24 protein-coding genes are annotated in these 26,877 nt (G+C 40.5%); 7 read left to right on the top strand and 17 right to left on the bottom strand.

From position 1 onward, the window contains the following. Positions 1-34 precede the first annotated feature (34 nt). From ACOB82_RS06890 to ACOB82_RS06880, 3 genes are all read left to right on the top strand, one after another. Positions 35-775, top strand: a complete 741-nt coding sequence (locus ACOB82_RS06890) for a hypothetical protein (protein ID WP_448212228.1) — start codon at positions 35-37, stop codon at positions 773-775. Between the two features lie 158 nt (positions 776-933). Next, positions 934-1,647, top strand: coding sequence for a sulfite exporter TauE/SafE family protein (locus ACOB82_RS06885; RefSeq protein WP_448212227.1), 714 nt, complete (start codon positions 934-936; stop codon positions 1,645-1,647). A gap of 169 nt (positions 1,648-1,816) precedes the next feature. Beyond that, a complete protein-coding gene (locus tag ACOB82_RS06880) occupies positions 1,817-2,422 on the top strand; it encodes a zf-TFIIB domain-containing protein (RefSeq protein WP_448212226.1) in 606 nt (201 codons plus the stop codon). A gap of 17 nt (positions 2,423-2,439) precedes the next feature. Here the strand turns inward: ACOB82_RS06880 and ACOB82_RS06875 are convergent, their stop codons facing one another. The 12 genes from ACOB82_RS06875 to sdhC form a co-directional block, all read right to left on the bottom strand. Beyond that, positions 2,440-3,219, bottom strand: a complete 780-nt coding sequence (locus ACOB82_RS06875) for a serine hydrolase domain-containing protein (RefSeq protein WP_448212285.1) — start codon at positions 3,217-3,219, stop codon at positions 2,440-2,442. A gap of 6 nt (positions 3,220-3,225) precedes the next feature. Beyond that, positions 3,226-3,483 (bottom strand): hypothetical protein, encoded by a 258-nt coding sequence (locus ACOB82_RS06870; RefSeq protein ID WP_448212225.1) that lies wholly within the window; start codon positions 3,481-3,483, stop codon positions 3,226-3,228. A gap of 37 nt (positions 3,484-3,520) precedes the next feature. Next, entirely contained in the window at positions 3,521-3,751 is a 231-nt protein-coding gene (locus ACOB82_RS06865) for a glutaredoxin family protein (RefSeq protein ID WP_448212224.1), read from the bottom strand. A gap of 1,076 nt (positions 3,752-4,827) precedes the next feature. Beyond that, on the bottom strand, positions 4,828-5,673 hold the full coding sequence (locus ACOB82_RS06860) for a hypothetical protein (RefSeq protein WP_448212223.1): 846 nt from the start codon (positions 5,671-5,673) through the stop codon (positions 4,828-4,830). 132 nt (positions 5,674-5,805) lie between these two features. Continuing rightward, positions 5,806-6,678 (bottom strand): succinate--CoA ligase subunit alpha, encoded by an 873-nt coding sequence (gene sucD, locus ACOB82_RS06855; RefSeq protein ID WP_448212222.1) that lies wholly within the window; start codon positions 6,676-6,678, stop codon positions 5,806-5,808. Further along, positions 6,678-7,844 carry an ADP-forming succinate--CoA ligase subunit beta gene (sucC, locus tag ACOB82_RS06850; RefSeq protein ID WP_448212221.1) on the bottom strand — a complete coding sequence of 389 codons (1,167 nt, stop codon included), beginning with the start codon at positions 7,842-7,844 and terminating at the stop codon, positions 6,678-6,680. Before sucC ends, sucD begins: the two co-directional genes overlap by 1 nt. Positions 7,845-8,022: 178 nt before the next feature. Then, positions 8,023-9,507: a 2-oxoglutarate dehydrogenase complex dihydrolipoyllysine-residue succinyltransferase gene (gene odhB / locus ACOB82_RS06845; protein ID WP_448212220.1), complete on the bottom strand. Its 1,485-nt coding sequence runs from the start codon at positions 9,505-9,507 to the stop codon at positions 8,023-8,025. A 40-nt stretch (positions 9,508-9,547) separates the two neighbouring features. Beyond that, the gene (locus tag ACOB82_RS06840; protein WP_448212219.1) at positions 9,548-12,352 is read right to left on the bottom strand and encodes a 2-oxoglutarate dehydrogenase E1 component; all 2,805 of its coding nucleotides are present in this window, start codon (positions 12,350-12,352) and stop codon (positions 9,548-9,550) included. Between the two features lie 77 nt (positions 12,353-12,429). Further along, positions 12,430-13,140: a succinate dehydrogenase iron-sulfur subunit gene (locus ACOB82_RS06835; protein ID WP_448212218.1), complete on the bottom strand. Its 711-nt coding sequence runs from the start codon at positions 13,138-13,140 to the stop codon at positions 12,430-12,432. An 11-nt stretch (positions 13,141-13,151) separates the two neighbouring features. After that, positions 13,152-14,918: a succinate dehydrogenase flavoprotein subunit gene (gene sdhA / locus ACOB82_RS06830; protein ID WP_448212217.1), complete on the bottom strand. Its 1,767-nt coding sequence runs from the start codon at positions 14,916-14,918 to the stop codon at positions 13,152-13,154. After that, positions 14,919-15,266: a succinate dehydrogenase, hydrophobic membrane anchor protein gene (sdhD, locus tag ACOB82_RS06825; protein WP_448212216.1), complete on the bottom strand. Its 348-nt coding sequence runs from the start codon at positions 15,264-15,266 to the stop codon at positions 14,919-14,921. After that, positions 15,260-15,634 carry a succinate dehydrogenase, cytochrome b556 subunit gene (sdhC, locus tag ACOB82_RS06820; protein WP_448212215.1) on the bottom strand — a complete coding sequence of 125 codons (375 nt, stop codon included), beginning with the start codon at positions 15,632-15,634 and terminating at the stop codon, positions 15,260-15,262. The genes sdhD and sdhC overlap by 7 nt, the downstream gene beginning before the upstream one ends. Before the next feature lie 386 nt (positions 15,635-16,020). Here sdhC and ACOB82_RS06815 point away from each other — a divergent pair, with 386 nt between their 5' ends. Then, positions 16,021-17,307: a citrate synthase gene (locus tag ACOB82_RS06815; protein WP_448212214.1), complete on the top strand. Its 1,287-nt coding sequence runs from the start codon at positions 16,021-16,023 to the stop codon at positions 17,305-17,307. An 85-nt stretch (positions 17,308-17,392) separates the two neighbouring features. Here the strand turns inward: ACOB82_RS06815 and ACOB82_RS06810 are convergent, their stop codons facing one another. After that, positions 17,393-18,379, bottom strand: a complete 987-nt coding sequence (locus ACOB82_RS06810) for a GlxA family transcriptional regulator (RefSeq protein ID WP_448212213.1) — start codon at positions 18,377-18,379, stop codon at positions 17,393-17,395. A gap of 128 nt (positions 18,380-18,507) precedes the next feature. Here ACOB82_RS06810 and ACOB82_RS06805 point away from each other — a divergent pair, with 128 nt between their 5' ends. Continuing rightward, complete coding sequence (locus ACOB82_RS06805) at positions 18,508-18,774, top strand: hypothetical protein (RefSeq protein ID WP_448212212.1); 267 nt, start codon at positions 18,508-18,510, stop codon at positions 18,772-18,774. 65 nt (positions 18,775-18,839) lie between these two features. After that, a complete protein-coding gene (gene tcdA / locus ACOB82_RS06800) occupies positions 18,840-19,625 on the top strand; it encodes a tRNA cyclic N6-threonylcarbamoyladenosine(37) synthase TcdA (RefSeq protein WP_448212211.1) in 786 nt (261 codons plus the stop codon). 43 nt (positions 19,626-19,668) lie between these two features. Here tcdA and ACOB82_RS06795 read toward each other — a convergent pair whose 3' ends face one another. Then, positions 19,669-21,372 carry a SufS family cysteine desulfurase gene (locus ACOB82_RS06795; protein WP_448212210.1) on the bottom strand — a complete coding sequence of 568 codons (1,704 nt, stop codon included), beginning with the start codon at positions 21,370-21,372 and terminating at the stop codon, positions 19,669-19,671. Between the two features lie 133 nt (positions 21,373-21,505). On the opposite strand from ACOB82_RS06795, the gene ACOB82_RS06790 reads away from it, so the two are divergent. Further along, entirely contained in the window at positions 21,506-21,706 is a 201-nt protein-coding gene (locus ACOB82_RS06790) for a hypothetical protein (protein WP_448212209.1), read from the top strand. Between the two features lie 72 nt (positions 21,707-21,778). Here the strand turns inward: ACOB82_RS06790 and ACOB82_RS06785 are convergent, their stop codons facing one another. The 3 genes from ACOB82_RS06785 to pnp all read right to left on the bottom strand — a co-directional run bounded on the left by ACOB82_RS06785 (position 21,779) and on the right by pnp (position 26,500). After that, positions 21,779-23,143, bottom strand: coding sequence for a hypothetical protein (locus tag ACOB82_RS06785; protein ID WP_448212208.1), 1,365 nt, complete (start codon positions 23,141-23,143; stop codon positions 21,779-21,781). 255 nt (positions 23,144-23,398) lie between these two features. Continuing rightward, a complete protein-coding gene (gene nlpI, locus ACOB82_RS06780; RefSeq protein WP_448212207.1) occupies positions 23,399-24,271 on the bottom strand; it encodes a lipoprotein NlpI in 873 nt (290 codons plus the stop codon). A 105-nt stretch (positions 24,272-24,376) separates the two neighbouring features. Beyond that, positions 24,377-26,500, bottom strand: coding sequence for a polyribonucleotide nucleotidyltransferase (gene pnp, locus ACOB82_RS06775; protein ID WP_448212206.1), 2,124 nt, complete (start codon positions 26,498-26,500; stop codon positions 24,377-24,379). Positions 26,501-26,877: the final 377 nt, after the last annotated feature.

The raw sequence follows: 26,877 nt of genomic DNA, 5'->3' as shown, positions 1-26,877 counted from the left end.
TAAATTTCTCTGATCTTATAATTTATATAACTTTGTGTCTGCTAAGTACTTAAATACCATTACCATTTCGATAATGCTTCATTTGGCTTTGTTAATTGCACTGAGTTTTCAAAAAGTTAATATTAAAAGCCAAACAGAAACAAAAACGAAAGTCGTAAACAGTTACTTGTATCAACCCCCTACTAACGACCGAGTAAAAAGCTCAATAAAAGAAGAAAAATTAGATGTTGCCGATAGTGCAACCAAAAACACACCAACACCGGCTCCAGCACAAATAGTAACCACTGATAGTCATAATACTGGGCCCCGCTTAGTACATAACGATATAGTAGTAGAACCATTAACTGAAAACACCACCGATAAGCCGCTGGAGCGTGAAGTCGCCAGTAGTACCACCTTTGATAACCTTCCGGCTCAGCCAATTTCAACCCAAGAACGCCAAGCGCCAGTAACGATTGATGCCAATAAAAGTTTGTCGCAATTACGCGCTAATATCGCTTCACAAAATCAAGTAATTGCCGCCGAAACTTTTAATCAAAATCGAATTTCACAACAACAGCAAATTCCCGTTTCAAAAAGCCAATTCAATGAAGAGAAAATAGTCAAGAAAATCAACGTTGTATGCACTAGCGCAGTAAATAAAGGTATTGCTACCGTTAGTGGACTTTTAGGGGGAACAATTGAGTGCGAAGATCAACCGCCTGTTAATGAGTTTATTAAGCAACGACTGGAAAGAATGAAACCTGCTACCTCAGTCACAGACGAAACTAACTAATGTAGCCAAGCAATAAGCTAGATTTGTTGAAAGTAAAGACTTAACGCTTTAGTAAGCTATATTGAATTGTTAAAATATACAGCTTAATCAAATGTTTCTTTTATTGTTAATGTAAAACGAAGCAAAAAATCTCTTGCAAAAATACTAAGAGCCAAATTTTGGAATATACCCTTGTAACCATTTTACTTATCAATATTGTTGTATTTTTTGGCAGCTTGCTGCAAGGCCTTATTGGCTATGGCATTGGTATGTTTTGCGCACCGCTATTGTTTTTAATTAACCCCAGTTTAGTCCCAGCGCCATTAATTTTAATGTCGTCGCTGTTAACCGTTTTGATGATGCTTCGAGATAAAAGTCATCTACAGTTCAATCAAATTAAATGGGCGATGAAAGGCGGGCTGGTTGGTGTCATATTAGCCGGTATTATATTAACCATTGCAACAAAAGAGCAATTTGAGCTCAGCTTTGGCATTTTAATTCTAATTGCCGTATTAATTTCACTTTTAGGAATTAAACCTAAAGTAAATAAACTCACTAATACCATTGCCGGTTTTGCTTCAGGTTTAATGGGCACATTAACTGCAGTTGGTGGCCCACCAATTGCGTTGCTTTACCAACATGGCGACATTAAAAATATTGTTGCCAACTTAACCGCATTTTTCTTATTTCTAAACGCTATAGCCATAGTAACCTTGATTGCTGTTGGGCAAATTACCTTAGAAACCATAGTGATTGTTTGCTTGGCCGCCCCGGGCGTTGTTTTAGGGCTTTATACATCGACTAAAATGCAAGGAGTAATTCAAGCACACCTTGCCCGCAAATGGATACTAGCATTAAGTGCGATTACTGCAGTAATCGCAATTATTCGATAGCTTTATTAACTAGTCTCAGCTTAAATTTAGTTAAATTGGCAACTAGCTAATTACGGTCGAGTTTTTATTTAAGACGAAAAATTAACTCGCCTTATGCTTTTCTAGCAACACCCCAGCAAAATACCCTATAGTAGAAAACTAATAGTTCTAGTTGCCAATAAGGATTTTTATGGTTGAGTCTCAATGTAGTGCTTGCCAGCACACGGTAAAAGGTAAAGTGCGCCATTGCCCACTATGCAATGGCAGCATGACGGTTATTCAACAAAATAGCACCAAGCAAGGTAACGCGAAAAAATGTCCTCGTTGTGCAATCCCCTTAACCATTCATCACTATCGGAACCATGAGCTAGATAAATGCGAGCAATGTGAAGGTTTGTGGCTACAGCCCGATGAATTTGCGGTATTAACTTCAGAGTTTGATGTTTATCGCGATGATACCAGTAATCCAGCATTTAGCCGACCAGGCTTGCCTAAAAGTGAAGCATACCTACCTTGTGCCAATTGCCAGCAAATGATGTCGAGACGTAATTTTAAATCCATCTCTGGCGTATTGATTGATTCATGTCTGCATTGCGGAATTTGGTTAGATAAAGACGAATTACAGAGTATCCGCAATTTTATCGCCAGTGGTGGTTTAGATCGCGTACAAGATAAAAAGCTGGTAAGCCATGAACTAAAAATGGAAATGTTAGATGATCGCGTATCAGACCTAGAATTAATGAATAAACTAATGGATAAATTTAACCTTAAGCGGATATTTTTTAAGGGCTTTTAAACTGTAAAAGTAACTAACTACAAACGCTGATAAATAGCCGCAAACGTGTCGCTAGCTATTTGTTCACTGCTACCACCCGTGGTATTAACAAATTGTACAAGCACCAAATCTTTCGCCTGATAATAACGAGCAATACTTTGATAGCCGGGTAACCAACCTGAATGATCAAAGCTATAAACCTGTGTGTACGTCGCCCGTTCTTCATCGCTTAATAATGCACCTTTATTCAGCGCCCTAATAAATCTCCCAATATCATCAATGGTTGATATCATAGCGCCACCTGGGATCATGTAAGCTTGCTCACTGCGCTCGATATTATGCCAATAACCTTTAGCCAACAACGATAAGTCAATTTCATTCGGGTAAACATAGGTACTGGTTAATTCTAGCGGCACTAAAATCTGCTCTCTAATAAAAATGCCATGATCATAACCCAGCGCTTTAGCGAGTATTTTTGCTAGCAGTAAATAGTTGGTATTGGAATATTCGTACTTGGCATTTGGCGAGAAATTAGCGGGTTTATCAAGGGCAAAGACTAATGTTTCATCAATATCAGTATGCGGATTTTCCCAGCTAAAACCTTGCTGACTATCAAAATCAGTAATACCGCTACAATGTTGCACCAGCATCCGCATGGTGATTTGTTCGGCATTGGCAATTTGACTGCTAAGTTCTGGTAACCAAAATGCTAAGCTATCGTCTAACGACAATAGATTTTGGTGATGTACTTTGACTACGCTCACGGCAATAAACAGTTTGCTAATACTGGCAATTTTAAGTAATGCCTCTGGGTTTATCGGGGTTTACTGCACTCTGTCATCAACACCAGCATGATAAACCGTTGCTGCACTGTCACCTTTTTGCGCATAAACCAAAATGCCATTTACCCCATCATCAACCGCTTTACTCAGCAATTGCTCTACCGTTAGCGTTTTGTTGTTCGAGTTATCCGAATCGCTTACAGTTGATCCATTTCCACCGCCACAACTGCTCAGTAAACACAGCGCCAACAAGCAACTACTGAGTGTTTTTATTATCGAATGGCTTGGTAAGCGTTTCATAACGTCATCTAAATTAGGTAGTTAAAACCAATCAAGGCTATTTCGAATCGTATAGTTTTTTAAAGTTTTTCAAGTTCCAGCCTATCATCACCTCATTGCCAATTTTAAGTACCGGTATTGAGCGCGCGCCAATAGCGTCGAGTTCTTTTCTGCCTCGTTGCATTTTTGCATTGGTTAATCGGTATTGAATGCCGTTATCGTCAAGGTACTTTTGCGCTTCTTTACAGTGAGGGCATTTATCGGTGATATATAAAACAACACGTTTCATGATTGGCCTTTAGGAATTGTTTATGTGGTTAGTATTTTACTGAATTCCTATTTTGGATAGTAGTGTCTTTTTTTGGGGAAATACTTTCAGATTTGGCTTTTTGTTACTTTAGATTGCGGCGGTGGCCGCAGCACCCAAAGGGCGGCGTATCGCCGTGCCGCCCTTTGGAATCCCACCGACGCCCAGCTCAGCATAAATCCTCAAGTGAAATTTAGGCGATTATGCCGATGCCTTGCGATAAGGCGTCCTACCTTAGCGCAAGCGCTCGATGTCCAATCTCGCGTCGCCAACCCGCTTTCTAAATTTCACTTTCGATGCTGAGATGGGAACTGGTGTTGAATTCAACGCTCACTTTATTTTCTATAAACTAAGCTTTGATGGGTAACGTCATCCCGTGCTACGACATGGGCTCTCCTACCGCTAAACCAAAACCTCGGCTAATTATTATGAGATTCCGGCCTCCGCCGGAATGACGTTACTAAAAACAACATACAGAGAAACCAGCCACCGCCCACACCAAACTCGAACGAAGCATTAATCTACTTTAGCAACTGTTAAATTCAAGGCTCACTTCTTTTTAGATATCTGAAAAGTTGCGTCATCCCGTTCTACGACACGGGATCTCCTACCGCTAAACCAAAACCTCGGCTAATTATTATGAGATTCCGGCCTGCGCCGGAATGACGTACCCCAAAAATCAAGTACATCGAAATTAATCGCCAGTCTACTCCACACTCGAACGAAGCATAAATCTGCTTTAGCAACTGCCTGAATTAAATTGATTTAACCATGTATTGCCATCACGGATGATGGCAAAAGCAATGTAGCGCAGGACGCGCGTTCATTGCTGTTACATCGAAGTTAAATCAATTGAATGAAGAACAGCAATTGCGAGCAGCGCCATGGGATTCCAAGGGGACAGCGGCGCACAAATTCGTCTGGAACGAATTTGAACGTCGAAGATGGCCTGAAAGGTAAAATACATCGATGTATTTTATAACCGTCCTCTTGGGTGCCGTCGAGCACCCTCGACAATAAAAAAAGATAAAACCGACGATTAAAAGTATTTTAAGAAATTATTTACTCTTACCCATTAATTTGTAATGTTTCTCCACATCTATACAAATTTTAAATACCAGCCTTTTAAACTCATCAGAGCAAAATTCTAAAAGTGGCGTTTTATCACGATAATAAGAATATATTTCAGAAAAAAGTCCCAACCGCCCATGATACCAGTTAAAATATTTATCTTGTCCTTTAAAGCTAGTAAGAACTTTAATATCCTTATCCGCATTCAATGGGTAGTAAACTTTGATTAATGGGTTACTTTCTTCAGTTCCAACATTTAACCAGTGCTTATAACCTTTTCTTACACGTTCAGGTCGAGATAAAGTCTCACAACAAATAATTTTACTTGGCGAAAACTGTTTAACATCATTATTAACAAATGCTTTCAATTCATAGGACATAGCTTTCTGCCCATTAATAAAAATAGCTCCTTCTTTGATAACTTTTTCTGCATAGATTTGATTGTCAGCCAAGAGTCGAAAAAATGAACTGTAATGTTTATACCAGCACAGAGAGTTAACATCTTTGCCATAAATGGGACATTCATCACTAATCCAACCATGATAATCTGATGGCGGACCACTGTGCCACCAGTTAAGACATTCTGGATAATTATCTCTCCAATGTTGAGCTACATAATATTCTGGATAATGTTCGTTGTGTTCCCAATGCCAAAGCAAATTTTTATCTAGTACAACCCGTTCGTAGTCTCCTCCATCGCAACGATTAACAGAAAAAGTTATATCTAAAATAGGGTTAAGAACATATAAAGGTCGATTTTTATAATCAACTTCAAGAGCTTCGACTATTATTTCACTAGTTTGAATATTCTCCAAAAGCTTAATAGCATCCATTTTCCTAATATCCCTAGCGTGAGTGTTTCCTCAAATTTATAACACAAAAAACCCGCCTAAAGGCGGGTTTTTCAAATCTTGAGATTCCGTATCAAGTACGGAATGACGACTTAACGTCGCAAGGCGGTTAGCTTACCAACCCGCTTTCTCTTTAAGCGCTACACCGATATCCGCTAAAGAACGAACAGTCTTAACACCAGCCGCTTCTAATGCTGCGAATTTCTCATCAGCTGTACCTTTACCACCAGCGATGATCGCACCAGCGTGACCCATACGCTTACCTGGAGGAGCAGTAACACCAGCGATGTAAGAAACTACAGGCTTAGTAACATTTGCTTTAATGTACTCAGCTGCTTCTTCTTCTGCTGTACCACCAATTTCACCAATCATTACGATTGCTTCAGTTTGTGGGTCGTTTTCGAACATTTCTAACACGTCAATGAAGTTAGTACCAGGGATTGGATCACCACCGATACCAACACATGTTGATTGACCGAAACCAGCGTCAGTTGTTTGTTTAACTGCTTCGTAAGTTAATGTACCTGAACGAGATACGATACCTACTTTACCTGGCTTGTGAATGTGACCTGGCATGATACCGATCTTAGTTTCGCCCGGAGTGATAACACCTGGACAGTTAGGACCAATCATGCGAACGCCAGTTTCTTCAAGCTTCACTTTAACGTCAAGCATATCAAGCGTAGGGATACCCTCAGTAATCGTTACGATTAACTCGATACCAGCATCGATTGCTTCTAAAATAGCGTCTTTACAGAATGGCGCTGGTACGTAGATTACTGTTGCAGTTGCACCAGTTGCTTCTACAGCTTCACGTACAGTGTTAAATACTGGAAGACCTAAGTGCTCTTGGCCGCCTTTACCTGGTGATACACCACCAACCATTTGCGTACCGTATGCAATAGCTTGCTCTGAGTGGAAAGTACCTTGACCACCAGTGAAACCTTGACAGATAACTTTAGTATCTTTGTTAATTAATACAGACATTATTTGCCCTCCGCAGCAGCAACAACTTTAGTTGCAGCGTCAGTTAAAGATTCAGCAGCGATGATTGCTAAGCCAGAGTTAGCTAATACTTCACGACCAGCTTCAGCGTTAGTACCTTCTAAACGCACAACTACTGGTACTTCAACACCTACTTCTTTAACGGCACCAATGATACCTTCAGCGATCATGTCACAACGAACGATACCACCAAAGATGTTAACTAATACCGCTTTTACGTTGTCATCAGAAAGAATGATTTTGAATGCTTCTGATACTCGCTCTTTAGTTGCCCCACCACCAACATCAAGGAAGTTAGCTGGCTTGCCGCCGTGTAAGTTAACGATGTCCATCGTACCCATTGCAAGGCCAGCACCGTTAACCATACAACCTACGTTACCGTCTAATGCTACGTAGTTTAATTCCCACTGTGCAGCATGTGCTTCACGCTCATCTTCTTGAGATGGATCGTGCATCGCGCGGATTTTTGGTTGACGGTATAACGCGTTTGAGTCAACACCGATTTTGCCGTCTAGACAGTGTAAGTTACCCGCTTCAGTGATAACTAATGGGTTGATTTCTAATAACGCGAAATCGTGATCGATGAACATGTTGCCAAGACCTAAGAAGATCTTCACGAATTGCTTCATTTGTGTAGGGTTTAAACCTAATTTGAAACCTAATTCACGTGCTTGGTAAGCTTGAGGACCTACTAATGGGTCGATCGCCGCTTTGTGAATTAAATGAGGAGTTTCTTCCGCTACTGTTTCGATGTCAACACCGCCTTCAGTAGACGCCATGAATACAACGCGACGTGTACCACGGTCAACAACCGCACCTAAATATAGTTCGTTAGCGATGTCTGTGCAGCTTTCTACTAAGATTTTAGCAACTGGCTGACCATTCGCATCTGTTTGATAAGTAACTAAGTTTTTACCTAACCAGTGTTGTGCGAATTCTTTGATTTCTTCTTTAGATTTAACTAGCTTAACACCGCCAGCTTTACCACGGCCACCGGCATGAACCTGTGCCTTGACAACCCACATATCGCCGCCAATTTTGTCAGCAGCTTCAGCAGCTTCTTGAGGGGTATCGCAAGCGAAACCTTCAGAAACTGGTAAACCATATTCAGCGAATAATTGCTTCGCTTGATACTCATGCAAATTCATGGTGTTTTATCCATTTACTTGTGAATGATTATGGTAGCGCCTTGGTCTTCAAGCCACCACCGTGAAAAGTCGACCGATTATAGTACAAAAGCTCTAAGGACGGTAGTCCTTAGAGCTAATACTATAGTCTCGATCTAAATAATATTTAGTAACTAAGCTGAATAACTATGCTTAGTAATTAAATATCTAAAAGCAGACGCGTTGGGTCTTCTAGTAACTCTTTAATTGTTACTAAGAAACCAACTGACTCTTTACCATCGATTAAACGGTGGTCATAAGATAATGCTAAGTACATCATTGGCAAGATTTCTACTTTACCATCAACCGCCATTGGACGATCTTGGATTTTGTGCATACCTAAGATCGCAGTTTGCGGTAAGTTGATGATAGGCGTAGAAAGTAATGAACCGAATACGCCACCGTTAGTAATAGTGAAATTACCACCTTGCATATCGTCCATGGTTAATTTGCCATCACGACCTTTAATCGCTAAATCTTTAATACCCTTTTCAATACCCGCCATGCTTAATTGATCAGCATCACGTAATACCGGAGTTACTAGACCGCGAGGCGTAGAAACCGCAATCGAGATATCAAAGAAGTTGTGATAAACAATGTCATCACCGTCAATAGAAGCATTTACTGCTGGGAAGCGTTTTAATGCTTCAGTAACCGCTTTAACGTAGAACGACATAAAGCCTAAACGTGTATCGTGAGTTTTCTCAAATACATCTTTATATTGTGCGCGTAAATCCATGATTGGCTTCATGTTAACTTCGTTAAATGTGGTTAACATTGCCGTTGAGTTTTTCGCTTCTAATAAACGGTTAGCAATTGTTTTACGTAAACGGGTCATAGGAACACGTTTTTGCGTACGCTCACCTAATGCTGCGGTTGCTGCAACACTTGCTGCCGCTGCAGCAGGAGCTGCTGGCGCTTTCGCTTTGTTTACTGCTGCTTCAACATCTTCTTTAGTAATGCGACCACCTTTGCCGGTGCCAGTAACGTCACTTGCAGATAAGCCTTTTTCGGTCATTAAACGACGAACTGATGGGCTTGCAACATCGTCGCCAGACGCTGACTCTTCAGCTGGTGCACTTGCTGCAGGTGCTGCTGATGCGCTAGCACCGGCATTTAATTCACCAATTTTTTGGTTGCCTAATACCGTTTCACCTTCAGCGTGAATAATTTTGCCTAACACGCCGTCTTCTTGGGCAACAACTTCTAGTACAACTTTATCAGTTTCAATATCAACTAATTGTTGATCGCGTGATACTGCTTCACCTTCAGCTACGTGCCAAGTCGCTACTGTTGCATCAGCAACCGACTCTGGAAGTACTGGTACTAAAATATCAATTACTTTACCGCTAGCTGCGGCTGGAGCTTCTGCTGGCGCTTTATCAGCAGCTGGAGCTGGCGCTGCTGCACCTTCTGAAAGAATAGCGATAACTTGTTCACCTAGTACCGTCGCACCTTCTTCTTGGCGAATTTCAGTAATTACGCCGTCAGATGTTGCTGGTACTTCTAACACTACTTTATCAGTTTCAATATCTACTAACACTTGATCACGAGTGACAGTGTCACCGACTTGTACGTGCCAAGTTGCAACCGTTGCATCTGCAACTGATTCTGGTAAAACGGGAACCTTAATTTCGGTTGTCATTAATTTATTCCTTACTCACAAACTCTTAATCAATAATGTGTTATTCGACGTTAAGCGCATCATTGACTAGCGCTTGCTGTTCTTTTACATGGACTGACATATAACCTACCGCAGGAGCAGCTGATGCTTTACGGCCGGCATACGTCAAATAAGTTCCTTCAGGGATTGCCGCTCTGAAATGATGCTGTGAACAATACCATGCACCTTGGTTTTGCGGTTCTTCCTGACACCAGACAAATTGCTTCACGTGGCTGTATTTTTCTAACTCAGCAGCAAGTTCTTTTTCTGGGAACGGATAAAGCTGTTCTACGCGGATAATCGCGACATTTTTTTGCTCGTTTTTACGACGTTGATCAAGTAGCTCGTAATACACTTTACCGCTACAGAAAACAACGCGTTCAACGTCTGCTGGTTTAATATCGTCAACTTCACCAATAACATTGTGGTATACGCCTTCAGCTAGCTCTTCTAAAGAAGATACCGCTAATGGATGACGTAATAATGATTTAGGTGACATTACAATTAATGGGCGACGCATAGGGCGAACAACTTGACGACGAAGCATATTAAATACTTGCGCAGGCGTTGACGGCACACATACTTGCATATTGTGATCCGCACATAATTGTAGGTAACGTTCTAAACGAGCCGATGAATGCTCAGGACCTTGACCTTCATAACCATGAGGTAACAGCATAGTTAAGCCACATAAACGACCCCACTTTTGCTCACCTGATGAAATGAACTGATCAAACACCACTTGCGCACAGTTAGCGAAATCACCAAATTGTGCTTCCCAAATGGTTAAACCGGCTGGTTCAGCCGTTGTATAACCGTACTCAAAAGCAACTACAGATACTTCAGATAATACTGAGTCGTAAATATCAAAAGGACCTTGGCCTTCACGAACATTTTGTAGTGGCGTATAGGTTGACGCATCTTTTTGGTTATGTAACACCGCATGACGGTGGAAGAAGGTACCACGACCAGCATCTTGACCTGTAATACGAACTCGCTTACCTGCATCAACTACTGTGGCATAGGCTAAGTTTTCAGCAAAGCCCCAGTCTAATAACTTCTCGCCAGACGCCATTTTCTTCCGATCATCGTATATTTTCTTCACACGAGAATGTACAGGGTGATCTTCTGGGTATGTTGAAATTGACTCGGCTAAGGCTTTTAGCTTATCAACAGGCATGCTGCCGTTATATGCATCATCCCACTCATGACCTAAATATGGTGTCCAATCAACAGAATGCCCTGTCATTGGCTGCCATTGCTCTACCGTACATTGACCTTCATCAAGTAATTTACGATAGGTATCAGCTAATTGCTTGCTGTCAGCTTCTGATAATGAGCCTTCGGTCGCTAATTTATTGGCATAAATTTCACGAGGTGCTGGATGCTTTTTAATTTTTTGATACATCAGCGGCTGTGTTGCATTTGGCTCATCCGCTTCGTTATGACCATGACGGCGATAACAAACTAAATCAATAACCACATCACGCTTAAAGGTATTTCTATAATCAACTGCAATTTGTGTTGCTAAAATTACCGCTTCAGGATCATCTGAATTTACATGCAGAATTGGCGCCTGCACCATTTTAGCGATATCAGTACAGTATTCACCACTGCGCGTATCTTGTTGTTTCGACGTGGTAAAACCAACTTGGTTATTAACCACGATACGAATAGAACCACCGACCTTAAAGCCACGTGCTTGCGACATATTAAAGGTTTCTTGTACTACACCTTGACCGGCAATTGCTGAGTCACCGTGAATAGTAATTGGTAATACTAAATCGCCTTGGCTACATTCACGTCGGTCTAAACGTGCGCGTACTGAGCCCATAACCACAGGGTTTACGATTTCAAGATGCGACGGGTTAAACGCTAACGCTAAATGAACATTACCACCTGGGGTGATAAAGTCAGACGAGTAACCTTGGTGATATTTAACGTCACCCGAGCCTAATACGCCATCAGTTTTACCGGCAAATTCATCAAATAATTTCGCTGGGTTTTTACCCATGACGTTAACTAGAACATTTAAACGACCACGGTGTGCCATTCCTATTACCACTTCTTTGGTGCCATAAGAACCAGCACGCGTGATAATTTCTTTCATCATTGGAATAAGCGCATCACCGCCTTCTAATGAGAAGCGTTTAGCACCAGGAAACTTAGCACCTAGGTATTTTTCTAAACCGTCAGCGGCAATTAAGCCTTTAAGAATTTCTTGCTTTTGCTCTTTACTAAACTGCCCTTGTGATTGCACACCTTCTAAACGTTGTTGTAACCAACGTTTTTCTTCGGTAGATGTAATGTGCATATATTCTGCACCAATAGAACCACAATAGGTTTTTCTTAATGCTTTATATAAATCACCTAATTTCATTGATTCTTGGCCAGAAGCGAATGAACCAACGTTAAACTCTTTATCAAAGTCGTTTTCTGACAGGTCATGATGAGATAATTGCAAATCACGAACGCGCTCACGTTGCCAAATGCCTAATGGATCTAAACTGGCATTTTGGTGACCACGAAAACGGAAAGCATTGATTAACTGCAAAACTCTTACTTGTTTTGCATCAGAACCACCCGAAACAACCACATTGCGAGCAGGCTGCTTGGCTAATTCTCTAAATTCTTCACGAATAGCTGAATGTTTATATTCAACATCAGCACCTTCAATTTTTGGTAGGGATTCGAAAACACTACGCCATTCTGCTGACACAGATTGCGAGTTTTCTAAGTACGATTCATACAGTTCTTCAATATAAGCAGTATTAGCACCACTTAAATGGGAAGACTCTAACCAAGCCTTCATTACACCTTCGGGCATTAGCTGTTCCTTTACAGGGTAAAAGCAACCAATAAATGTGTTTAATCAGGGTGGAGCAAACGCCCCACCCCAGCTGATTAAACGGCTCTTTTTAAAAGCATTGACTTGATATGGCCAATGGCTTTTGTTGGGTTTAATCCTTTTGGACAAACATCAACACAGTTCATGATGCCATGACAACGGAATACGCTGTAAGCATCTTGTAAGTCATCTAAACGCTCTTCCGTAGCGGTATCACGACTATCAATTAAGAAACGATATGCGTGTAATAAACCTGCTGGCCCGATAAATTTATCAGGGTTCCACCAGAATGATGGACATGATGTTGAACAACATGCACATAAAATACACTCATATAAGCCATCAAGCTTTTCACGCTCTTCGATAGATTGTAAATGCTCACGCGCTGGCTGGTTTTTACCATCGTTAATTAAGAACGGCTTAATTTTTTCGTATTGACTGTAGAATTGCGTCATATCGATAATTAAGTCACGAACTACCGGTAAACCAGGTAATGGACGTAGCACGATTTTCGAAGCTTTCACGGCAGAAAGCGGCGTAATACACGCTAAACCATTTTTACCATTCATGTTTAAGCCATCAGAGCCACAAACACCTTCACGACACGAACGACGGAAAGATAACGTTGGATCTTGCTCTTTTAACAAAATTAACGCATCTAGCACCATCATGTCTGAACCGTCTGGAATATCCAGCTCATAGTCCTTCATGTAAGGAGCATTATCCACATCTGGGTTATAACGGTAAATTGAAAAAATTTGTTTCATCGCAGTGCTCCTTAGTACGTTCTAACTTTCGGTGGGAAAGCTTCACGATGAACAGGGGTCATATTTACACTACGCTTAGTCATTTCTTCTGTGCTAGGCGTGTAAATTGAGTGACATAACCAGTTTTCATCATCACGCTCTTGGAAGTCTTCACGAGCATGTGCGCCACGAGACTCAGTACGGAAGTTTGCCGCTTTCGCAGAGCAGAATGCTGTTTCCATTAAGTTGTCTAATTCTAAACACTCAATACGCTGGGTATTAAATTCTGAAGACTTATCATCAAGACGTGCATGTTGTAAACGTTCACGAATTTCAGTTAATTCTTTCATACCTTGCGCCATTGCTTCACCTTCACGGAATACCGAGAAGTTCATCTGCATACATTGCTGTAGGTCTTTACGAATTTGTACTGGGTCTTCACCGCCAGTTGACGATTCCCAACGGTTATAACGCGCTAGCGCTGCTTCTAGATCAGAATCAGTTGCATCTTTACCGTTTTCAGTTTCGCTTAAGTAAGTTCCTAAGAAGTTACCTGCTGCACGGCCAAATACTACCAAGTCTAGTAGTGAGTTACCGCCAAGGCGGTTAGCGCCGTGTACTGATACACACGCGATTTCACCAACTGCGAATAAACCTTCAACAATTGTTTCATTACCGTTTGCATCGATAGAAATAGCCTGACCGTTAACATTACAAGGCACACCACCCATTTGGTAGTGACAAGTAGGAATAACTGGAATTGGCTCTTCTGCTGGATCTACGTGAGCAAATGTTTTCGATAAATCACAAACGCCTGGTAAACGTTGGTTTAACGTTTCACGGCCTAAATGATCTAGTTTAAGTTTGATATGTGGACCCCATGGACCGTCACAACCACGACCTTCACGAATTTCAGTCATCATTGAACGAGCTACAACGTCACGACCTGCTAAGTCTTTAGCGTTAGGCGCATAACGTTCCATAAAGCGCTCACCATCTTTATTTAGTAGGTAACCACCTTCACCACGACAGCCTTCTGTTACGAGTACACCAGCACCAGCAATACCTGTCGGGTGGAACTGCCACATTTCCATGTCTTGCATTTGAATGCCAGCACGAAGTGACATACCAACACCGTCACCAGTATTAATATGAGCGTTAGTTGTAGAAGCGAAAATACGGCCAGCACCACCAGTAGCAAGTACTGTTGCGCGAGCTTTAAAGTAGCATACTTCACCTGTTTCAATACAAATTGCCGTACAGCCAACTACATGACCGTCGTCATTTTTAACTAAATCAAGTGCATACCACTCAGAGAATACATTGGTTTTGTTTTTAACGTTTTGTTGGTATAAACAGTGTAGTAACGCGTGACCTGTACGGTCAGCTGCTGCAGCGGTACGAGCCGCTTGTTCACCACCAAAGTTTTTAGACTGACCACCAAATGGACGCTGATAAACTTTACCATTTTCAAAACGAGAGAAAGGTAAGCCCATTTTCTCTAATTCGATAATTGCTTCAGGACCTGTTTTACACATGTACTCGATAGCATCTTGGTCACCGATAAAGTCAGAGCCTTTTACGGTGTCATACATGTGGTATTCCCAGTTGTCTTCATGCGCATTACCTAGCGCTACAGTAATACCACCTTGGGCAGAAACTGTATGTGAACGAGTTGGAAATACTTTTGAGATCAACGCACAAGACTGCCCTGACTCAGAAATTGCTAATGCAGCGCGCATACCCGCACCGCCGGCGCCAATTACGATGGCGTCAAATTCACGAACTGGAACGCTCACTTAAACACCCCACACAATTAGGAAACCTGCCGCTAAATAAGCAAGCAAAGTTACAGAGAAGAAAAATTGCAATGCACCACGTAAGAACGCTGGCTTAATGTAATCTGACAATACTTGCCAAATACCTATCCAAGCGTGTGCTAACAATGCAAATAAAGAAACAAGTGTAAACACCTTCATACCAAGGTTAGCGAACAAACCTTGCCATACGTCATAAGTGACTTCTGGTGTACAAATGAAAAAACCAGCGATAAACAGCACGTAAGCTGCTAAAACCACTGCACTTGCTCTTAATAAAATAAAATCATGTACGCCGCTTCGGCCTACAGTTGCAACATTATTTACCATAACCAAACTCCTACTACTGCGGTCAAAATAACCCATAACGCAATAATAATTTTCGCGCTAGCGTTACCTGAGGCTTTTTCTTCAAAGTGGCCAAGATCCATTAATAGATGACGGATACCGCCAAGTAAATGATAAATAAGCGCTGAGGAAATACCTAACATAATGAGTTTAAAGAAAACGCCATCAAGCATAGCTTGAACTTGAGCGAATCCTTCAGCAGAGGATAATGATAATGAAAGTGTCCACAATAAAATACCGATAGCAAACACCATAATCACACCAGAAATACGGTGTAATATTGAAGCATTTGCTGCTGGGTGCATCTTAATTGTAGTCAGGTCTAGGTTTACAGGACGTTCTTTTTTCACGATTGATGCCTAAAGAGCTCTTAGAGCCTTCAACTTTTTTTTATTGTTACCCATGAATTTGTTAGATGAGCAACCCCCCAAATAGACTACACTTATTAAACTTATTGCACAGCTATGCAGTAGGAAATAAATGTAAATCAGACTGATTATATAGTTGAAGTTTATGAATTACAATTTTCGTGCGATTTTAAAGAGTTGCGGCTAAATTTTGTACTAAACGGTTACTTTTTTACGACTTTAGTCAATTCAAACACACATTTGAATTGACTTTATGGGGGCACTTTGCAGTAGAATAGCCCGCAGTTTTATATTCAAAAAAACTGACTATCTAGTCACTTCTTTTGATTAGCCCAGTCAGTAATTAAAAAATATAGGGGATCAAACATATGGCTGATATAAAAGCCTCTTTAAGTATTGATGGTAAAGAAGTTGCTGAGTTACCAATTCTTTCAGGTACTGCCGGCAACGACGTTATAGACATCCGCACATTAGGTGCATCAGGCTACTTCACCTATGACCCTGGTTTTCTTGCGACCGCTTCTTGTGAGTCTGCAATCACTTATATAGATGGTGGTAAAGGTATACTTCAACATCGTGGCTATGCCATAGATAGTTTAGCGAAAAACGCCGATTACCTTGAAGTTTGCTACATTCTATTAAATGGCGAAGCGCCAAATAAAGAGCAATACGAAGAGTTCAAAAACATTATCACGAACCACACTATGGTTCATGAAAAAATGGTGCACTTCTTCCAAGGTTTCTTACCAAATGCTCACCCAATGGCGATGTTATGTGGTGTAGTTGGCGCAATGTCGTCGTTCTATCACAGTGATTTAGATATTAACGATCCTGCTCAACGTATGCGTTGTGCTCATCGTTTAGTTGCAAAAATGCCAACGATTGCAGCAATGGCTTATAAGTACAGCATGGGTCAACCTTTCGTTTACCCTCGTAACGACTTATCTTATGCAGAAAACTTCTTACACATGATGTTCTCTGTACCTGCAGAAGAATACAAAGTAAGCCCAACGCTTGCTAAAGCAATGGATCGTATCTTTACGCTTCATGCTGATCATGAGCAAAATGCATCAACATCAACGGTACGTTTAGCAGGTTCTTCTGGTGCTAACCCATATGCATGTATTGCAGCTGGTGTTGCATCACTATGGGGCCCTGCTCACGGTGGTGCTAACGAAGCATGTTTAACTATGCTTGAGCAAATTGGCGATGTTAGCCGTGTAGATGAGTTTGTTGCTAAAGCTAAAGATAAAAACGATCCATTCCGTTTAATGGGCTTTGGTCACCGCGTTTATAAAAACTTTGACCCACGTGCAACAGTAATGCGTGAAACATGTCATGAAGTATTAAAAGAGCTTGGCATTAACGATCCATTATTAGATGTAGCAATGGCGTTAGAGAAAGTTGCTTTAGAAGACCCATACTTTATCGAGAAGAAGTTATACCCGAATGTTGATTTCTACTCAGGTATTATCTTAAAAGCAATTGGAATTCCTACTAGCATGTTTACGGTAATTTTTGCAATGTCACGTACTGTTGGTTGGATTTCTCACTGGGATGAGATGTTATCTCAACCTGGTCAAAAAATCGGTCGACCTCGTCAAATGTACACAGGCGAAATTAACCGCGAATTTACACCTTTAGCGGATAAATAAGCAATTTAGTTTATTCTTAATAAAAAAAGCAGCCAACTGGCTGCTTTTTTTATGTTAAAGGCATTAGTTTTTTATACGAATTTTTTTAGGCAAACTTTTGTCGGTAGTCTTTTGGCGTTAAGCCGGTAAAGCGTTTAAATAACTGCCGAAAGCTAGAAACATCTTCATACCCTACTGACCAAATAATGTTATTTATCGTGTCAGTGGTTTTTTCTAAACGCTCTTTCGCCATTTCCACCCGAATACGCTGTAAATAATTAATCGGATTTTCGCCAGTGGCTAACTTAAAGCGACGTTTAAAGGTGCGAGCACCTAAACCAACCTGCTGAGCTAAATCATCCATAATAATTTCTTTATGAAAGTGTGATTCTAGCCATTCTTGGGCTTTTAATATCGCTTGATCATCATGCTTTTTATGTGCTTTAAAGCTAATATAAGGCGACTGTTTGTCTCGTACAGGATCAAAAACAATCAGCTTTGCACTATCAGATGCCACTTCCCGACTTATATAGCGTTCAACAATATAAAGCATTAAATCGATATAGGACATCGAGCCGCCAGAGCAAATAATATCGCCGTTATCGACTAATAATTTATCGCTCTCTAGGCGAATATAAGGAAATACCCGGTGAAAAAGCTCTGCACTTCGCCAATGGGTTGTTGCCACTTTACCAGCTAATAAGCCAGACGACGCCAATAAAAATGCACCTGTACATGAACTAGTAACTAAAGCGCCTTGTTGGTAACAATGATTAAGCCACTGCTTAATTTCATCACGCTGTGCTATTTCAATATCATCACCACAGCAATCAACGACTACTTCAACGGTCGCTGAAACCACAATAATATCAGGCACATCATCAAAGTTTAGTAACTGGGTTGGCATAATTTGAATACCGTTGTAACCAGTAACTGGACGATTATCTATAGTAAAAATTTGGCAATCTAATACTTTATCTGTGCCGTTACCATAGCGCTTTTTCGCACAAAAATTGGCAGCTATAATCACATCTAATATGCCATATATAGCCGATACCATGCAGCCATTGGTTGCTAATACTGCAATTTTCATCAGCAATTCCTCCGCAACACAAAGCGTCACTTTTACCATTAATGATGGCTAATATGCCACCATTAAAAGAGATTAACAAGCGATATGATTGCTACAACTTAATAGTAAAGGGTAAAAGGAAGTGAAAAATGAAAAACCTACTGTTATTAATTAGTGCCAGTCAAAAACTGCTCATTTTATTGACTGTGGTAATTATTGCGTTAATTCCCTCATCATTTGAGTTTTCTATAAAGCAGTCACTAATAGTCGTACCTATGCTGTATCTAGTGATGACAATATTTGCGGTTTATTTTGATCAACGCCTACTCAAATGGCAAGCAACATTACTTGACCATAAACCCGAGCAGAAAAGCACCTGTAAATATAAGTTTTGTCAGTTTCACCAAGTGCAATAGCAGGTTAGCCAAACTAAAAAAAATCTTGGTATAATGCGCGCCTTTATTTTGCTCAGTGGATTTATATGTCTGATTATCAACTTAGGTTTGGCGGCATTTCGCGACTTTATGGCACCAAAGGTGCAGAAATAATTCAACAAGCACATATCGCGGTGATCGGCATAGGTGGCGTAGGCTCATGGGTTGCAGAAGCTTTGGCAAGAACAGGGATTGGCCAGATCACCTTAGTGGATTTAGATGATATTTGTACAACCAATGTCAATCGCCAAATTCATGCTTTAACCTCTACAGTTGGAGAGAGTAAAGTAGAGGTCATGGCTGGGCGTATTAAACAAATTAACCCAGAATGCATGGTCAACCAAGTGGAAGACTTTGTGACCATGGATAATCTCGCCACGCTAATCACTGATCAGTTTGATTATATTATTGATGCAATTGACTCAGTACAGGTGAAATCAGCATTAATTGCCCATTGCAAGCGCCAAAAAATACCGGTAATTACAGTAGGTGGCGCTGGTGGTCAAACCGATCCGACGCAAATTACCATTGCCGATTTAAGCCAAACCTATCAAGATCCGCTGCTGGCTAAAGTTAGAAACCAATTGCGCCGTGAGTATAATTTCTCGCGCAATACTAAGCGTAAATTTAGCATAGATGCGGTATTTTCAACTCAGCAGCTGGTTTATCCTGATAACGAAGGTAACGTTTGTCATGCCAAACAAAGTAATGAAGGTGCAATGCGATTAGATTGCAGTGGCGGCTTTGGCGCGGCAACCCATGTTACAGCAAGCTTTGCATTTTTTGCTGTTGGCAGAGCCATTGATAAGCTTATTCAGAAAAAACCCAGATAGTAAGCACATTAAACAAAATGGTAGCGTTAGCGGAGTCAACTCGCTAACCGCCTTGACTCTGCTGATAAATATAATTGGCAATGGCCTTTACCCCATTGCCTCTTGACGGGCTTAAGTGGTGCATTAACCCTAGCTGGTCAAAATAATCATCAATATTCAACTGCTGAATTTGCGCCGAGGTTTTATCTTGATAAAAGCTCAATATTATCACCAGTAAACCCCGGATCACTTTAGCATCACTATCTGCTTGAAAGTGCCACTGACCATCAGCGGTTTGATTCGCCTTAATCCAGACATCACTTTCACAGCCTTGAATTAAGTTATCGTTAGTTCTTAATGAGTGTGGCATACGCTGCAATTGCTTACTAAGCAGCATAATTTCTCGATGACGACCATCCCAACCACGAGCATTTTGCAATCGTTGAATGATATCGTTAACCAAAGGATTTTTTTCAGGTGCGCTCTGAGTTATCGCTAATCTTGCTTCTACTTTCAATATGGCGTCTTTAGTTTGCTTTTGCTCAGAAGCATTACCTGCAATGAAGTCTTGCAGACATTTAATAACCGAGTCGATTTCTTGTTTGGTATTATATGGCGCTAATGAAATACGTAGACTACCTGGCAAAGATAAGTACTCCATTAAAGGCATGGCACAATGATGCCCTGCTCTTATCGCAATGTTATGAGCGGTAAGGTAGCTCGCAATATCTTGGTTATGATGGCGCTTTACTGTGAATGAGAATAACGGAATATCTGGCATTTGCTCGAACAATAATTGAATATTGTCTATTGCTGCCAGCTTTTGATAGCAATACTTAGTCAATTCCGCTTCGTAGTTAAACATCGCATTACCATGGTGCTGCATAAACTCAACAGCGGCGCCAAGCCCAATAACTCCTGCGATATTTGGCGTACCGGTTTCAAATTTAAATGGAAGATCAGCATAGCTAGTGCCAGAGAAGCTAACTTTCTTAATCATCTCTCCGCCAAACTGATAAGGTGGCATTGCTTCTAGCAGCGCTTGCTTGCCAAATAAAACGCCGACTCCCGTCGGGCCATACATTTTGTGCCCTGAAAACACCAGAAAATCGCAATCAAGCGCGCTAACATCAATTCTTTCATGAACAATTGCTTGTGCCGCATCAAGGACAACAATAGCGCCGACACTATGCGCTTTAGCAATAATGGCGTCAACGTCATTACGTTTGCCAATAACATTTGAAATTATCGCTAACGAAACAATTGCTGTTTTATCGCAAATAAGTTCATTAACACCTAACGTATCTATTCTGCCATCGCTTTCTAGTGGCATTACTTTAATTACAGCGCCGGTTTCTTTCGCTAGCTCTTGCCAAGGTACAATATTGGCATGATGTTCACTGACGCTAAGCAAAATTTCATCACCCGATTTAATATTTGTGCGGCCATAGGTTTGAACAATTAAATTAATCCCTTCAGTTGTACCTTTGGTCCATACAATTTCTTTCTCTGAAGCTGCGCCAATAAACCGCTTTACTAGGTGTCTAGCTTGCTCAAATTTTTGAGTTGCGACACTACTCAACTGATGGGAAGAACGATGAACGTTAGCATTGTAGTCTTGATAAAATTCACTGCAATGCTCTATAACCGTTTTAGGCTTGTGAGTAGTGGCAGCATTGTCGAAGTATATTAACGACTGACCATTGCTATTGTTTTCGTGAAAAAATGGAAACTGTCGCTTAAATTCTTGCGGGCAAAACTCAATCATCAAAAATCTGACATTTCACAGTAATAAATTTTCAACAATTATATCTTATTATCGATAAAATAATTCGTTAATTAATTGTTAATTTAATCAAGTTTGAGCTATACCTAACAGACAACAATGAAGGATGAGAAATATGGCACTATTCTCTTGGTATAAAAACAATCTCGATGCAGATAAGCAACCGCTTGAAATACAAGAACAAGACTCCCCAAATCAAGCAATGTGGCCAACAGCCAGTGTAAGAAATGTTCCTCGCATAGAGGTTAAAAAACTACATTCGTCAAAGCAAACATCCTTAATCGAGCGACGTATAGATATACTTAAACGTACGTAAGGCTTTACATTAGAACTTTGCACAATTTAAAGCAAAGCCTAGGCAAATTAAACTTAAGTTAAATTAAGTAAGTTAATAACCACCTATTAATATTTTCGCTTTTGTTTGTTGGTCACTTGTGTAAGTAGCTGACTGCTTCAAAAACTCCCTTGCAGCTTCATTATTACCTTGTTGATACAAGGCATAGGCAATATTGTAATGAAAGCTTGGACGATTAAACTTTCTTGGCGACTGCTTCAACAAATCGACATAAGTTTTCGGAAACTTAGTATTGTGATTACGCATAATGGTTAACTGTGGCAATGGCTTTAATGCGACATGTCCAGTTTCTTCACTACAGGTTTCTGCAACAAACATTCCCACTCCAGACTCGGACAGCGCTTGGTTGATTGGCAAATACTGCTTTATTTGTTCGCCAGTTTCATTAGGTTTGCTAACCAAATATTCATTGCTATTAAGACTGGTGCTAAGCATCGCAAACCAAGGAAGTTGTTTTACTTGATCTAGGTCCAACCTATTATTATTAATGTCATCTAAATTTACGATGGCAATGTTATAACCTAATGCCATATTCGGCAAACGACAAACTGTATGGCTATTAGCTAATTCATATTCATCAACAAAACCAAGCAAATGGTTTAATTCATGTTTAAAAACCGTAAAGTCATCTTCTTTATCCAAGTACAAAATACCATAGTGAACATTTGCTCCACCTTCATCTAACATCACAGCTAAATATTCACTCGCTAAAACATCTGTGTATTGCTGCCAAAATAATTCACTACAGCTTATTGCTTGCCCTTTTTCAGCAACGCAATTTTGAGCAATATCAGGCACGTATTGAATCTGCTGCACACAGATAACCGAGGCAAGTTCACTGTGTTTAAGCTGTTTAGCAAAAGTGGCCCATTTTGTTAAAGACTCCCAACGACTGCCGACTAAGGTAATAGAAGCTGAACAGCTTGCATTAGCACTATTGGGCTTATCATTTAGTAGGTTAAACATTCGAAGTTCACTAAACAAAGGCGCATATCCAGAACTTTGACTTTGAGGCAGGTTGTTTAATGTGTTCACCAAACGATATAGTTCGGCATCCTTTTCTTCTGCCATTAACGACTTGATGACAAGCTTAGTTAATGCAGGGGTTGTTATTAGTTGTTCGCTTAACTCATTAGCAATATTGGCGCTATTAACGCTATTAGTCTGATTAACTCTATTGCTCTGATTAACAAAATTGGCCAACTTGTAAACTTGCTGATATTGATTTTGACGATATAAAATTGTCGCTAACTCAACCAATGCTTGTTGTCGATTATAAGCATAATTCATGCGACTGGTGGCCACGTTGAAATTTGTTAAAGCTTGCTCTGAAATAGCCTGTTGGCCATAAAAACTTGCTAACGCTAAATTTCCCTGCTGATGAAAATATTGCATCATTGCAAAGGCAACCTCAGGGTGTAAATTGGCGATAGCATTACCGCTAGCTAGCCATTGTTGGCTGCCAATTTTTACTCGATTGAAATTAATATAATGTGCTAAGGGCTGGTTATGCGCTAAAGCATAATTTAAAACTTTTGTCTTTTTGTAGAGGTAAGCGCTGTGCTGTTCAAGGTAACGCTGGGAGGAAAATGAGCTTGAAGATAATAATATCACCAAGCTCAAAAAACATAATAATCTAGCAACCATTACAAGTTACAGGTAAGTGTCTCGTAATAAATCAAGCTCTAACTTGGCGTAACGATGCTCGACAAACTCATAAACGTTAGTACTAAGTGCTAATTTAAAAAAGTTCATGGCAGCATGTTCATGGCCATTAAATAAAGCGTATTTACCTAAGTAAAAATAAGCTTCGCACAATCTGTCGGTTAATGCTTTGTTAGTTTCAACATTTTCGGTAAGTTGCGCAATAAACTTATCTTGAGACAACTCGCCTAAATAAAGCCTGATCACTTGTTTCGCCCAAACATGGTCGCCAACCATTTTTGCACGCTCAGCTAAATTGACTAGTGCGAGTTCTTGATCAACATCCTTTTCTGCTAAATATAACCAAAGTACACGGTAAGGATCGTTAACTTGTTTACTTAGAAACACTTCAAAATCGTCAGCAGCAAGCTGCGGGCGACCACCATAATACAAAGCAATGCCTCGATTTAGGAAAGCAAATTCGTGCTCTGGCGCTAAATCAATTGCAGAATCAAATTGGTCATAGGCCTGATTAAACTCTTGAAGCTGTGTAAAATGAATACCTAGAAAATTATAAGCATCAACCAGATCAGGTTTTAATCTAAGTGCTCGGTTAAAGTCTAAACGGGCTAAATTTCGCAAGCCAACGCTGTCATAAATCACCCCTCGATCATAATAAAGCTGAGCTTTTTGCACATCATTAATTTCTGCACGTTGTATAACTTCAGTCAAACGCGCTAAGGCGACTTCACTTTTATAATTAATTGGTAAAGGCTCAGCAATTACTAAATTGCCGACAGTGTCATTGGCGCTGTTTGTTGAGGCACAACCTTGTACGGTTAACAAAATAGCAACGGTTAGAGTAGTCAATAATTTATTCACTTAAAAATACGTCCTCACTAACTTCTAGGTGATATTGTGATAATCAGTATATAAAAAAGGGAGCTTTATAGCTCCCTTTTATTTTACCGAGTAGGTGAGAAAGTATTATTCTTCTGTTGGTGCTTCTGCTGGTGCAGCTTCACTTTTTTCAACAGCTTCTTTCATACTTAAACGCACACGACCTTGACGGTCTACTTCCAGTACTTTAACAGTCACTTCCTGACCTTCACTTAACACGTCAGTAACAGCGTTAACTCGCTCATCTGAAATTTGTGAAATGTGAACTAAGCCATCTTTGCCTGGTAATACGTTAACGAATGCACCAAAGTCAACAATGCGCACAACTTTACCTGTGTACACAGAGCCTACTTCAATTTCAGCAGTTAACGCTTTAATGCGGTTGATTGCATCTTCAGCTTGCTTGCCGTCTGTTGCCGCAATTTTCACCGTGCCATCGTCTTCAATTTCAATGGTTGTGCCCGTTTCTTCAGTAAGTTGGCGAATAGTTGCGCCGCCTTTACCGATAACGTCACGAATTTTATCAGCACTAATTTTAAGTGTATGAATACGTGGAGCAAACTCAGAAATATCGTCACGTGCACTGTTAATTGCTTGGTCCATTACGCTTAAGATATGTACGCGCGCGCCTTTAGCTTGGCTAAGTGCAGTTTGCATAATATCTTTAGTAATACCTTCAATCTTAATGTCCATTTGCAGTGCAGTGATACCATCTTTAGTACCTGCCACTTTAAAGTCCATATCACCTAAGTGATCTTCATCACCTAAGATATCTGAAAGTACAACGTGGCTATCACCTTCTTTAACCAGACCCATAGCAATACCAGCTACCGAATCTTTAATTGGTACACCAGCGTCCATTAACGCTAATGAAGTACCACAAACAGAAGCCATTGATGATGAACCGTTTGATTCAGTGATTTCAGAAACCACACGTACCGCGTATGGGAATTCTTCCATTGTTGGCATAACCGCCATAATACCGCGCTTAGCTAAACGGCCATGACCGATTTCGCGACGCTTAGGAGAACCGATAAAACCAGTCTCACCTACTGAGTATGGAGGGAAGTTATAGTGCAACATAAAGTTGTCAGTTTTCTCACCTAATATAGTTTCAACACGTTGTGCATCACGTGCTGTACCTAAAGTAGCTGTTACTAACGCTTGAGTTTCACCACGAGTAAATACTGCGCTACCGTGAGTTCTTGGTAATACGCCTGTCATTACGTCTAACGCACGAACCATATCTGGTTCACGACCATCGATACGCGGATGACCTTGCGTGATACGACCACGTACAACAGTTTTTTCTAAATCGTGGAAAATGTCTTTCGCTTCTTGAACGTTTAATTCTTCGTCTTCAGCTAACAGCTTTTCAACAACTTCATTGCGGATTTCAGCAATGCGCTCATAGCGTTTTGCTTTTTCTGTAATTTGGTATGCTTCGTTTACTTGTGCTTCTGAAAGCTCAGCAATTTTCGACGCTAATGCTTCGTTCTTAGCTGGAGCAACCCAATCCCAAGATGGATTATTCACTTCAGCTGCAAACTCTTTAATAGCATTGATTGCAACTTGTGACTGCTCATGACCATAAACTACTGCACCAAGCATCACTTCTTCTGATAATACATCAGCTTCAGATTCTACCATCAATACCGCAGCTTCAGTACCTGCTACAACTAAGTCTAATTGGCTAGTTTCCAGTTCAGACTGAAGAGGGTTTAAAATATATTTGCCGTCAGTGTAACCAACACGGGCTGCACCAACTGGACCATTAAACGGTACACCAGTAATCGCTAAAGCAGCTGACGTACCTAATAATGAAATAATATCTGGGGCAATTTCTGGGTTTGCAGAAACTACTGTAATAATCACTTGAACTTCGTTGGTAAACCCTTCTGGGAATAACGGACGAATTGGACGATCGATTAAACGTGCAGTTAGTGTTTCTTCTTCAGAAGGACGACCTTCACGCTTGAAGAAACCGCCTGGGATTTTACCCGCTGCGTACGTTTTTTCTTGATAATTAACTGTTAACGGGAAGAAGTCTTGACCTTCAACAGCTTCTTTTTTAGCAACTACGGTTACCAAAACGCTAGTGTCATCCATTGATGCCATTACAGCAGCAGTAGCTTGACGCGCGATAACGCCTGTTTCTAAAGTTACGGTGTGTTGACCGTATTCAAATGTTTTTGTTACCGGAGTAAACATTTATTTCATTCCTTAGTTGAGACACTAATTTACCTATTTAAATTAGCTCTTTTTCTATCATTTAATTTTGCACGGTCATTATAACGGCAAGTGTGGCTTTTGCTAGCTTTAATACCAATTGAATTAAAGATTTGGTCATTCAGCGAGAGTTAAATGGCTTATGGGCAAGGCATTGATTGCCGGTAATGGTTATTCCCTTATCAAGATCAATAACGCAGCATATAAGCCATTTAAACTCGCCCCTTGGGAGCTCGCCAGGAAAAGTGATAATTTTGCAAATTGTTTTGATGGACGACTGCATGGATGCAGGAGATAGGGCGACTCAGGAGACAAAGCCGAGAATAGCTACATCTGCATCAATTTACTTTATTCTAACT

The sequence above is a fragment of the Colwellia sp. MEBiC06753 genome, assembly GCF_053470325.1.
Note: the sequence above shows the minus strand (reverse complement) of the source record. Positions and strands in the feature narration are given on the sequence as shown.